Annotated in this window: 14 protein-coding genes; 1 reads left to right on the forward strand and 13 read right to left on the reverse strand. The window is 55.8% G+C overall.

Features of this window, described 5'->3' with window-relative positions; translation table 11 throughout:
* Nucleotides 1-62: 62 nt before the first annotated feature.
* The 12 genes from RB_RS02830 to RB_RS02885 form a co-directional block, all read right to left on the reverse strand.
* The gene (locus RB_RS02830; RefSeq protein WP_011118364.1) at nt 63-1,802 is read right to left on the reverse strand and encodes a Na(+)/H(+) antiporter subunit D; all 1,740 of its coding nucleotides are present in this window, start codon (nt 1,800-1,802) and stop codon (nt 63-65) included.
* The gene (locus RB_RS02835; RefSeq protein WP_007328229.1) at nt 1,799-2,125 is read right to left on the reverse strand and encodes a hypothetical protein; all 327 of its coding nucleotides are present in this window, start codon (nt 2,123-2,125) and stop codon (nt 1,799-1,801) included. The genes RB_RS02830 and RB_RS02835 overlap by 4 nt, the downstream gene beginning before the upstream one ends.
* Entirely contained in the window at nt 2,122-3,669 is a 1,548-nt protein-coding gene (locus tag RB_RS02840; RefSeq protein ID WP_164921413.1) for a proton-conducting transporter transmembrane domain-containing protein, read from the reverse strand. Before RB_RS02840 ends, RB_RS02835 begins: the two co-directional genes overlap by 4 nt.
* On the reverse strand, nt 3,666-5,144 hold the full coding sequence (locus RB_RS02845; RefSeq protein WP_007328227.1) for a monovalent cation/H+ antiporter subunit D family protein: 1,479 nt from the start codon (nt 5,142-5,144) through the stop codon (nt 3,666-3,668). Before RB_RS02845 ends, RB_RS02840 begins: the two co-directional genes overlap by 4 nt.
* Nucleotides 5,141-5,740, reverse strand: coding sequence for a sodium:proton antiporter (locus RB_RS02850; protein WP_007335819.1), 600 nt, complete (start codon nt 5,738-5,740; stop codon nt 5,141-5,143). Before RB_RS02850 ends, RB_RS02845 begins: the two co-directional genes overlap by 4 nt.
* A complete protein-coding gene (locus RB_RS02855) occupies nt 5,737-6,174 on the reverse strand; it encodes a Na(+)/H(+) antiporter subunit B (protein WP_007328225.1) in 438 nt (145 codons plus the stop codon). The genes RB_RS02850 and RB_RS02855 overlap by 4 nt, the downstream gene beginning before the upstream one ends.
* Entirely contained in the window at nt 6,171-6,749 is a 579-nt protein-coding gene (locus RB_RS02860) for a DUF4040 domain-containing protein (RefSeq protein ID WP_007328224.1), read from the reverse strand. The genes RB_RS02855 and RB_RS02860 overlap by 4 nt, the downstream gene beginning before the upstream one ends.
* Nucleotides 6,746-7,108 carry a monovalent cation/H(+) antiporter subunit G gene (gene mnhG, locus RB_RS02865; RefSeq protein WP_011118366.1) on the reverse strand — a complete coding sequence of 121 codons (363 nt, stop codon included), beginning with the start codon at nt 7,106-7,108 and terminating at the stop codon, nt 6,746-6,748. The genes RB_RS02860 and mnhG overlap by 4 nt, the downstream gene beginning before the upstream one ends.
* Nucleotides 7,109-7,121: 13 nt before the next feature.
* Complete coding sequence (locus tag RB_RS02870; protein WP_231846533.1) at nt 7,122-7,547, reverse strand: monovalent cation/H+ antiporter complex subunit F; 426 nt, start codon at nt 7,545-7,547, stop codon at nt 7,122-7,124.
* The gene (locus tag RB_RS02875; RefSeq protein ID WP_007335817.1) at nt 7,547-8,029 is read right to left on the reverse strand and encodes a Na+/H+ antiporter subunit E; all 483 of its coding nucleotides are present in this window, start codon (nt 8,027-8,029) and stop codon (nt 7,547-7,549) included. The genes RB_RS02870 and RB_RS02875 overlap by 1 nt, the downstream gene beginning before the upstream one ends.
* 264 nt (nt 8,030-8,293) lie before the next feature.
* Nucleotides 8,294-9,049, reverse strand: coding sequence for a tetratricopeptide repeat protein (locus RB_RS02880; protein ID WP_164921414.1), 756 nt, complete (start codon nt 9,047-9,049; stop codon nt 8,294-8,296).
* A gap of 7 nt (nt 9,050-9,056) precedes the next feature.
* Entirely contained in the window at nt 9,057-9,839 is a 783-nt protein-coding gene (locus RB_RS02885; RefSeq protein WP_011118371.1) for a hypothetical protein, read from the reverse strand.
* Here RB_RS02885 and RB_RS02890 point away from each other — a divergent pair.
* Nucleotides 9,838-10,023 (forward strand): hypothetical protein, encoded by a 186-nt coding sequence (locus RB_RS02890; RefSeq protein WP_164921415.1) that lies wholly within the window; start codon nt 9,838-9,840, stop codon nt 10,021-10,023. The genes RB_RS02885 and RB_RS02890 overlap by 2 nt on opposite strands.
* 68 nt (nt 10,024-10,091) lie before the next feature.
* Here RB_RS02890 and RB_RS02895 read toward each other — a convergent pair whose 3' ends face one another.
* Entirely contained in the window at nt 10,092-11,348 is a 1,257-nt protein-coding gene (locus tag RB_RS02895; RefSeq protein ID WP_164922678.1) for an outer membrane protein assembly factor BamB family protein, read from the reverse strand.
* Between the last annotated feature and the right edge of the window lie 324 nt (nt 11,349-11,672).

Below are 11,672 nucleotides of genomic sequence, written 5' to 3' on the forward strand. Positions count from 1 at the left end.
TCCGCAAGGTTCACGATGCAGGTTGGCAGCAAGATTTCCATCAGTGCGGCACTGGATCGGCACTAGGTGTAGTAAAGCACCAAACTGATCGCTAGCAGTGTGGCCGCCCAGAAAGCCATCGTGCTGGTGGACCAAGTTCGACCGATCCAGCCATTGACGTTGAACGAACGCTGCACCATCCGAAGGCCGCTTCGCAGCGTCAGCATAAAGTCATGACGGAACGTTTGGTCAACCAATTCGATTGCAACCTGACCACCACGTGTGGCTTTGGGGATCAAGCGTCGGTAGACCCAGTCGGTGTCCAGGTTCACAGCTCGTTGTTCCGCGGGATACAGGCCCGACTTCATCAACGCGACGAAGGCGAGAGCCGCGAACATCAGCAATTGAAGCTGAGTGACAACGTGGGTGATGGTGTATGGACGGTAGTCCACGTCAAACGGAAGCAGTCGGTATAGCAACGGATAGGCGATTCCCAAAGCGATACACGAGAAGGCCGCGATGCTCATCGCCAACAACATGTTCCACGGGGCTTCCTTGACGCGTTTGCCACTGTCATGGGCAAAGAACGCGAAAAACGGAATCTTTATTCCTGAGTGTTCCATCACACCGGCCGAGGCGATCAACAACACGATCCAAACGCCGAACATGTGTTCTTCGCCGGCGGCAGAGATGATCATGGATTTGCTGACAAAACCGCTGAGCAGCGGAAAGCCGGAGATTGCGCCCGCACCGATCATGCAAAACGCGGTGGTCCATGGCATCGACTTGTGGAGTCCGCCCAGTTCAGTCGCTTTCGCCGTGCCAACGCGGAACAGCACCGCGCCCACTGACATGAACAACAGCGATTTGTAAATGATGTGACAGAAAGCGTGGGCCACGGTTCCGTTGATAGCCAGTTCGGTTCCGATGCCAACACCGACGACCATGAACCCAAGTTGGTTGTTCAGCGAATATGCGAGGACTCGTCGAAGGTCGTTTTCGATCACGGCAAAAATGATCGGGAACAATGTCATGACGCAGCCGACGGTGATCAAAGGATCAAACCCGGCAAACCCACGGGCCAGCGAATACACGGCAAGCTTCGTCGTGAACGCACTGAGGAAGACGGTTCCGGTCACGGTCGCTTTGGGATAGGAATCCTGCAGCCAGTTGTGAAGCAGCGGGAAGGCACACTTGATTGCGAAGGCGAACAAGACGCACCAAGCAGCGGGCGAAATCGCATCACTACCAAAGAGGGTTTGTCCTTCACTGACGAACAGGTCGAATTTCAGCGAGCCCGTTTCGACGTACTGAATGATCGCTCCAGTGAGCAGCAACACCCCTGAGCCGACTTGGACGATCAGGTACCGCATCCCGGCTCGATACGCCGCGGGTGTATCCGATGCCCAAACCAAAAACACACTGCTAATCGCGGTGAGTTCCCAGAACACAAACAGCGTCATCAGGTCTCCGGCGCAGCACGCACCGATGGCCGCACCGGCGTAGACCATCCCAGCGATGTGTTGCCGGGTGTCTCGCACGTGCAAAGCATAAATCGCGGAGACGATTGCAGCGATGTGGAATACCAATCCAAACGGACGGCTGAGTGAGTCAACTCGAATGGGCTGGAGTTCAGCACCCAACATCGAAAATGTCTTCGCGGTTTCTCCATCGCCTAAAACGGGAGTGAACCAGAACAGCAAACCACTGAGAATGGCGAGACTAAGTGCACCGCCGGCCTGAGCTCGTTTGGGCAACAGCCAAAGGAAGACGCCACCGACAATCATCGGCCATCCGGGAGGCAAAGCAGACAACAGATTCATGCTTGTTCTCCTGAGGTGTTGTCTTCGGGGCGGTCCAGACGCGGGAATTCGTTTTCGGGTTCAGGGTCGTAGTAACCCTCAGGCTTTTTGATCAGCGGACGCAGCAATGTGCCCAGGAACACAACCGCAACAAAGGCGATGAAGCCGAACCACGCCTGAAAGCCGAAGAATGTCTCGACTTTGCCAAAGTGTGGGTGAGGGTTCTCATAGAACAAGTCTGCAAGAACGAGCAGCACGCAGACGACGACCAAACCAATGATCATGCGTCGGATGTTTTGTGGTCGTTCGAACCAACTGGGATCGGAAGGAGGTGTGTGGCTCATGAGTTTGGCGTCTGCGTGATCGGCAACAGGGCTTCGTAAATCCAGTCGGCGGCGAAGAACAATGCGACACTGCCAATCGCGGTGATGCACAGCGGAACCACGCACATCATGGGGGCTTCGTGAATCCCGTCGGTCGGTCCGTGAGGATGCGGGTCATGCTCGTCAGCTTCGTGCCCATGTGCGCCCGCACCGTGTGACTCATCCGTTTTCGGTTTTCCCATGAAAGCCAACATGGGGATGGGTACCAAGTACGCGATGTTGAGCAGCGAACTGACCATCAATGCCGCGGTGAGCAAGTATTGGTGGGTCTCGACCGTGCCAACGGCCAAGAACCATTTGCTCCAGGCACCTCCGCCAGGCGGCAAGCCGATGATGCTGACCGAGGCCAATAGAAAAGCGCCAAACGTGAACGGCATTTGACGGCCAAGCCCACGCATGTCACTGATGTTTTTCTTGTGAGCACCGACATAGATCGCACCGGCACAGAAGAACAACGTGATCTTACCAACCGCATGCATCGCGATGTGCATGCCGCCGCCGATGATGCTGTTCGGCGTCGCGAGCGCGGCACCCAGCGTGATGTATGCCAGTTGGCCAATCGTTGAATATGCCAGTCGTGCCTTCAAATTGTCTTTTGTCATCGCGACCAAGGACGCGACCACCAACGAGAACCCGGCAACGTAGGCCAGCCATAGGTTTACGCCCGAATCAGTAAGCAAGTCCAAGCCGAAGATGTAGACCACCACTTTCAGCACCGAGAAAACACCCACCTTGACCACCGCGACCGCGTGCAACAAAGCACTAACGGGTGTTGGTGCGACCATCGCGGCTGGCAGCCAGCGATGGAAAGGCATCAGCGCGGCTTTGCCGATTCCGAATGCGAACAAAGCCAGCAAAAGGCCCAGCCCGACGGTGGAGATTTTTTCATCGGCGACGGGTTCGGCAAGGATACCGCCGAGCGTGAATTCCAAGGTGCCGGCCAGTGAGTAAGTCCAGGCGATCGCGAGCATGAAAAACGCGATCGAGGTGGATAGCAAGATCCCGAGGTAAACACGTCCGCCGTTGCGAGCCTCTTCATTGCCGTGGTGCGTGACCAGTGGATAGGTCGAGATCGTCATGACCTCGTAGGCCACAAACAATGTGAACAAGTTTTTCGCATACGCCGCAGCGATGGCCGCGAAAATGGCGAAGGCAAAGCATCCAAAGAATCGTGTTTGATGATCTTCGTTGTGACCCCGCATGTAGCCAACCGCGTAGATCGTCGTCAGGATCCAAAGTCCCGAGGCAACGAGCGCGAAAAGCATGCCCAGCGGTTCGACTTTGAACGCGATTTGGAATCCCGGCAACCACTCACCCCACATCCATTCCGGACGCTCACCGGCGAACACGCCGCTGGCCATTCGGCAGGTCAGCAAGAAGAGAATGGTGGCGACGGTGAGCGTGCATCCTTCGCGAACGTTCGGAGATTTGCCGGTCAGTGTTAGCAGCACGTAGGCAATCAACGGTAGCAGCAACGAGAGCCAAATTTGCATTGAATCGGTCATGGCGTGGCTCCCAACAATCCCGCAGCCGCGGCGGCGGCCAAATCGGCGGAGTAAGTGGTCCAAACACCAAACACGAATGTTCCTGCTAAGACGACGTAGGTTGGGATCAACATGCCCAGCGGAGCCTCCTTGGCCTGCAGTACCTTGGCGGTCGGTTCACTGAAGTACAGCGTTTCGACCACTCGCCAGACGTAAACAACCGCCAGCAAGGAACTCAGCAGCATCAGCACGGCGACCGGCCACATTCCCTTTTCCATTGCCGCGGTGAGCAGCAACCATTTGCTGATGAAGCCCGCCGTCACGGGAACACCGATCAAAGCCAGCCCACCGATCGCCCAACCGAGCGAGGTCCAAGGCATCGTTTTTCCGGCGCCTTTCCAGTCGTCTAGTTTGACGCTGCCCAATCGCAACGCGAAACAACCGACGATCATGAACAAGCCGCCTTTGATCAACGCGTGATTGAACATGTGCACGATGCCGGCGGTCAGTCCACCTGGCGTCGACATGCTGATTCCTAAAATCATGTATCCGATCTGAGCGACGCTGGAATAGGCCAGCAATCGTTTCACGTTGGCTTGATAGATTGCCGCGGTCGAAGCGACAAAGATGCCGACCAACGCCAGAATGGTCAGCTCAGTATCCAGTGGCAGGTAGTCGAAAGCGAATCCCGGCGTGATGATTCCGAAGATCACTCGAATGAACGCGTACACCGAAACCTTCGTTGCCGTCGCCGCGATGAAGCAAGTCACCACCGACGGGGCGTATGTGTATGCGTTGGGCAGCCAAGTGTGCAGCGGGAACACCGCCATCTTCACACACAATCCGATGACCAAAAAACCGAACGCGACCAGAACGGTGCGAGGCCCGTTTTCGTGGGGCACTCGAGCGGCGATGTCGGCCATGTTGAGCGTGCCGGTCATCTGATACAGCAGTCCGATACCAATCAGAATGAATGTGGCACCGATGCTGCCAATGATCAGGTACTGGAACGCGGCCAATGGTGCCCTGCGTGTTTGGCCGAGACTGATCAGTGCGTAAGACGATAGCGACGAGATTTCAAGGAACACGAAGACATTGAAAAGGTCACCCGTCACGCACATGCCCATCAATCCGGTCAGACACAACAAATACGTCGCGTAGAACAGATAGTGCTTCGACCGAGCGATTTCGTCGTCAACGGATTTGGGTGCGTAGACCAGAACGATCGCACCGATTCCCGACACGAACATCATCACAAAGGATGACAACGAATCGACCAGGTATTCGATGCCGTACGGCGGAGCCCAGCCACCCAGGTTGTACCGAATGACTCCGGTTTGGCTGACTTGCGCGACCAACGCGATCGAAATGGCAAACGTGATCCAGGAGACCACCAACGCAAGCGTGTACGCAGCAGTTCGCTGATGCACGATCACGCACAGTGGAGCCGCGACCAACGGCAACACGATCAAAAGAATTGGAAGATGTTCCGTCAATTCACTGACTCCGAATCGGTGGGGGTGTCGGGGGAACTCCCGGCCAGTGAATGAGTGTCTGTATCAATCCATTGGTCCTCGTCGTCGTCATCTGGGAAGCCGTCGGCTCGATCGATTTCCAAGATTCGGTCTTCCTCGATCGTTCCGTAGTCTTCTCGAATGCGAACGACCAACGCGAGCGCCAATGCGGTGGTGGCGATGCCGACCACGATTGCCGTCAGCATCAAGACGCTGGGCAATGGGTTGGAGTAAATGATGTCGGCACCAGGCAAATCAGCGTGAGCGGCGTGCGATCCAACAATCTCTTCGGATACAGTTCCGAGAGCGTGGGTTGAGTGCTCGCCGTGTCCGGCATCGTGCATCACCTTGGCCTGAGCCGCGGCGACTTCGGGAGGAATGATCGGTGCGGTTCCGCCGCGAACTTTGCCCATCGTGACGTAGAGCAAGAACACGGACGTTTGAAAGATGTTCAGGCCGATCACAGCTTTGATGAGGTTCCTTCGTGCCAGCACGATGTAGAAACCGGTCATCATCAAGACGATCACGATCCAGTAGTTGTAGAGCCCCGCGGCTTGTTCCAAGGCTGGACTGTTCATACGAATCGACTCCGGCTGGCGAAGGCGTAAAAGATCATCGTCATCACCGAGGTCACCGTGATTCCCACGCCGACTTCCACGAGGAAGATCCCCAGGTGTTGTCCACCCGGCAAGTATTTGTGGTTGAAGGAGTGTTCTAGGACGTCGTAGTCCAAAAAGTTTCCGCCCAGCATCATCGTGGCGAAGCCGGTGCCGGCGTAAACCAGGACGCCGACCGCCATCAGCTTTTCGATCACGATGGGTGGAGCGACACGTTTGATCGCATCGAGCCCGAAGACCAGACCGTACAGGATCAGTGCCGATGCAAAGATCACTCCTGCCTGAAAACCACCACCCGGGCCGTAGTCACCGTGGAACTGAACATAAAACGCGAACAGCAAGATGTACGGGATCAGCAGCTTGGTGATCACGCGAATGATTGGGAACTTGATCATGCGTTTGCCTTCCGTCGACGTCGTTTGGCTCGACTTGCGATTGCCGGACGTTCCATTTCATCCCGTCTGAGGATCAACAACACGGCGATGCCGGCGGTCAACACAACCGTCGTTTCACCAAGTGTGTCGTAACCCCGGTAGGACGCCAGCAATGCAGTGACCACGTTGGGCAATCCATGCATGTCTTCGAGCGATCGCTCGACAAACGAAGGATCCGGATGCAGGTGGACGACCGCGTTGGGGTCGCCGTAGTGCGGCATGTCCAGCGTTCCGTAGATCAATGCACCGCCGGTGACCAAAACGACAAGCAGCGGCACAATTGGTGATCGTTTGGTTGGTTGCTCTTGTTCACCGGTCAGTGCCAATGTGCTGAGCATCAGCACGGTCGAAATGCCCGCGCCAACCGCGGCTTCCGTGAACGCAACATCGGGTGCATCCAGGATCATCATCCAAGATGCACTCAGAAAACTGTAAATGCCGGTGAACATCACCGCGGCCCACAACTGTCGCAATCTCGCGACTGTCACGGCGGTGAGTGCCAGCAACGCCAAAATGGCAAAGACGACCCAATTCATGAGGCGTCTCCGTCACGCGGGCCGTATGGCGGGTTCGTCATGGTGTTCGGTTTTGGTTTGACGTCGAGTTCTGGTTTGACACCGTGAATCAACGCCGAGTGAGCCAACGCGTGGCATGAACTGGGGCTGGTGATGGTCAGGAAAAACAGAATTGCAATCAGCTTTGCCGCGACCAACGTGGGACCCGCCAAACACAGCAGCCCGATCAAAATCAAACCAGCACCCATCGTGTCGGTGATGCCGCCACCGTGCATGCGCGAGAAGAACTCGGGCAACCGGATGATTCCGATTCCACCCACAATGGAAAAGAACGATCCTGCGATCAAGAAGAACCAGCTTGCGATTTCTAGTGCGATCATGAGTCACCTCTCATCAGGCGGGTTCCTCACCGAAGCTGCGATACTGAGTGAATCGCAACAAAGCGACCATGCCGATGAAGTTCATCAGGCTGTAGAGCAATGCGAGATCAAGAAAATCAGTCCGTGCGGTCACGAAACTGACCACGCAAATGAACAGCACCGTTTTGGTGCCGAACATGTTGAGTGCGAGCACGCGGTCGAACACAGTTGGTCCGGCCATCGCGCGAATCAAGGCCAGTGTCATCGTGACCAAGACGGCCGCCGAAGTGGCCATCATCACGTGATGCGTTGCACTCAAGTTGAATGCGTGAGCGGAATAATTCAGCATGTTGTGCAGGTCGGCGGAGCTTGCGTGCCCACGCCCCGACGCCGTTTGGGCGACGTGACCGGCCGCTTCGCTGGCGGCGAACATCAGTGGCATCATGCAACAGGGAAACATCACTTGGATTTCTCCAACCGGCAGATGCGTTCGTCCATCTCACCGGACATGTCTTCCTCGGTTTCTTCCAAATTCAAACCGTGGATCAAGATTTTTTCGCCTTCCATCTGAACCGACACGGTGCCGGGGGTCAGCGTGATGGAATTGGCCAGGATGACTCGTCCAAGTTCGCACTTTTGATGCGACCGGATCGTGATCATGTTCCGTTTCAGCTTCATCTTGCGAGACAAGATGATCTTGGCAACGGCCAAGTTGCTTTCAACGATCTCCTTGGCCAACCAAGGTGCATAGAACACGAACGGGCGGATGCCGAGTTGAGCCGGGGCACCTTCCTCGTCGACGATTTTCATTCGCAATGAGACGTAGAGGCTGACCAGCACCGACAACGCACCGAGTCCAAGAAGGAATGGGTTGTCAAAATGTCCTGACCAGACCAGCCAGGTCGCGATCAATGCGACAGTGAGCCAAAACGCGTATCTCACGAGAGGATCCGATCCGTGGGGAGATGTGCAAAACGTAGACACGTTATCCACAAACTCGCGTTCGCAACAAGTGGGACCGGTGCGATAAATCGTTTTGATCGAACGATTTATTTCGGAGGGCTCAGATGTCTACCAGCAACCGACTGCGAGCTTCCGGCAGACAGCGTCGATAACGATCACTGAGCATTGGTTGCCTGGTTTAGCTGGCTTGCTCAGTTTGTTGTTTGTTGTTTGAGTTGTTTGGTCAAACTGCGGGGAATGGCCTCAGGCAACGTTGCTTTGTTGCGCAGTGAAGGACTGTTTGGTCAGCGTCTTCAATCTTGATGCATAAAGGCGAGCTCGTTGTACGTCGTCGCAGTCGAAGAATAGGTTCGCGATGCGTTTGAGACAGCATTGGCAGTGCACCTCTTCCAGGCGGTCCGGGATAACCGGGGTGAGAACCTTGATCGCGTCGGGTTTGCGTTCGAGTCGGATCAGCAACGACGCCAATCCGATTCGAAAGTGGACGTTGCGAGGATCGAGTGCGATTGCGTGCCGGATCAACGACTCGCAGATCTCCGATGGATGCCCGCACTGCTGCGCGTAGTAACCCATCTGGTAGTGAACTTCGGGTTGCTCTGGATTCAAAATGCCTGCCTGCCGGCAAGCCTCCATTGCCAAGCGAGGTTCGTCGATCGCTTCCAGTCCGGCCGCGATCCGCAAAAGTTCCGCACTGGAAACCTTGCCCGACGTTGCCACCGACATCAACAATTCTTTGGACAAATTTTGTCGGCCAACTGATCCGTACGCGATCGCCAGTTCAATTTGGATGGCTCGCGAAAGTGGTTGAATCAGGGCGGCGCGTTCGAGTGCATCGATGCCTTCGTCAAATTCGCAGAAACAGAGACTGGCCATTCCCAGCAATGTCAGGGCGTCGGCGTCGTCTGGATCTTGGGCCAAGGAGTATTGAGCAAACTGAATCGCGTGAGCGAAACGCCCTGCCTCAAATTCGAGGTGAGCGATGGAGAGTGATTCATTCATGTTGGATTTACAGCGTTGGTTTGGCAGAGTGGATCGGCTTGGCGGCACGTTTAGCCCGCAAAGCGTTGGATCGTTCATGACAGGCGATCGCTAAATCGGTGTGGTTGTGGCGGGTTAATAAGTCGGCGATTCGTTGCAGACAACTAAAGCATGTTGCTGTTCGGATTTGATCCACCTCGAAGGAGAGTGCGACTTGGAGGGCTTCGCCGTCGCGTTGCAGTTGGATCAGCAATGAAACCAGCCCGACTCGGTAGTGGACGTTGCCGGTATCCAGTGCCAGTGCTCGTCGAGTCAGAGCTTCGCTGATGTACAACGCGTGACCGCAATGGGCTGAGTAAACACCCATGTCGTAGTAAGCTTGAGCGACCGAGTCGTCCCGCTCCGTGATCCACTCGCAAACCTTCATTGCGAGCTGAGGTGAATCGATCGCCGATAAACCGCCGGCGACCTTCAGCATTAAATCCGCATCCAAACGGCGGCTGAGAGCGAGTTCCAAATACAATTCGCGGGCCAAGTCGATTCGACGCAGTTGTGCGTAGCACGATGCCAACGTGATTCGGGCTTCGTCCGGGATCGGACCAAGCAAGCTGGCCTTTTCAATTGCGTCTGCGGCTTCAACGGCGCGACCGCGATCATGCAGTGCCAACCCGAGCAATACCGCAGGTTCGATGTCTTCGTACGACTGCGAAAGAATGTCGTCAGCAGCGAGAAGCTGGATGACTCGATCGGCATCGCTGCTTGCGTGAGCGTGCCAAGCGAGATCGAGAGTTTCTTGATTGATTTTTGCCATGGGGCCAACCTTGATGACGGATTACGTGCCTCAAAAAGTTCGAGGCAAACAGGTCATGGCTGGCTGGCATCAAGGCGATTGGATCGCGAATGTCGGGGTGCGACATGCGACTTACAACCGCCGAGCGTTGCTCGCTGGCTATCGAAAACCAGATGCTTATTGCGACTGGTTCTCAGCATGGTAGCGGATCGTCGATTTGCGTCAACATCGCTTGCGAAAAAGAATCTTCAGATTGCAATGCCGCAGAAGACGCTACTTCGCGCCGATTGCGTACAGTTTGTCGCCACGACGAATCAGCAAGCGATCGCCGGCTGGTGCACCGGCATAAAGTACGTTTCCACCGCCAAAACCGGGCGTTTTTTCTCCGTCGCCGCCTTCGGGCCAGCACCGGTTTTCGGAGATTACTTTGCCATCGGCGAGTGAGATCACGCTGGTCGTTCCCTTGTATCCAAACAGGTACAGGTTGCCGCCGGCGACCAATGGAGTCGCCCAGAGGCCGCCCGCATCGGTCCGTTTCGCGGAGACTTGTTCGCCGGTTTCCAAATCCAATCGATAGAGGACTCCGGTTCGATTGACGATTGCGGCGGTGTCACCTGCAACGACAGGGCTTCCGAATGTGCAGGTTGCCTTTTTGGCCTGCCATACAAATTTCGCTTGGAACTTGCCAGCGTCGCCTCGGCTGATTTCGATCAATCCGTTGCTAGCCGCCGACGCGCCGGCGTTTGTTTCACCACGGCCGTCGGATGCTCCGATCAGGAAGCGTCCTTGGCTGACGATCGTTGGCGTGTTGGATGTGTTGTTGGAAAGCTCAGTGAATTCCCAAAGACGTTCGCCCGTGGATGGATCCAAACCAACCAGCTTGCCACTGGCGCTGCACACAAGTTGTTGTCCATCTTCGACAGGTACCAATCGCGGTGACGCCCACGATGTCGCACCCAATCCATCGACTTTCCAGACGTCTTCGCCGGTCGTTGGATTGACGGCCAAAACATAGGGAGCTTCTTCGCGTTCAACCCACACAAAGACGTGCGCCGAGTCCGCTTCCAAGGATGCGGATAAACCATGTCGAGCGGTGATGGGACCGAACTCGGCGACCAAGTCACGTTTCCACTGTGTTTCGCCCGAAGGTGTGATCGCCAGCAACACACCACCTTCAAAAAACGCGACAAAGCCAGTGTCGGTTGCGACTGCGCTGGGCGCAGCGCGGCTGACCATGGGAGAGTTCTTGAACGGCGATGGGTTGGCGACGTCGACTTTCCAATTCAGCTTGCCGGTATCAATTGCGAAGGACGACACGTGGTATTCGTCTTTGTTCTCGCCACTGGTTGATGTCACGACAATTTGGTCGTGAGCGACGATCGGAGTCGATTGGCCGTACCCTTCGATGTCCGCTGTCCAAGCGATGTTTTGCTCGGGTGACCACTCCGTCGGTAAAGCGATGTCGATCGATGATCGTCCGCCGTTTTGAAACTTGGGCCATTGGCCTTCGGCCGCCGATGCGAGCGGCATACCGGTCAACAGCAAGTACGCCGCGACCAGGATGGGCACGCCATGTGGAAAGCAAGTGAAGCGATATTTTGGTGAGCGTCGAAGTGAAGGCACGAGGATCGTCCTGGAAGTGAGTGGTTTGAGTCGGTCTCTTTTCACTCTGACCCAGCGGCAGATCCTTTGCCAACCCGCCCTCCGATTTTGTTACCGAGCTTGGAATGCATGTTCACCTACGGCTCAACCAGGCCGGTGGAGATTGCGACCGGGCCAGTCAAAGCTCTTGCGACATTCGGTTGAAAGCGTCTCATAAATGTGACTTCACCTGTGACTCGCGAATTGCGGCGT

Origin of the sequence: Rhodopirellula baltica SH 1 (genome assembly GCF_000196115.1) — a bacterium.
GTDB lineage: Bacteria > Planctomycetota > Planctomycetia > Pirellulales > Pirellulaceae > Rhodopirellula > Rhodopirellula baltica.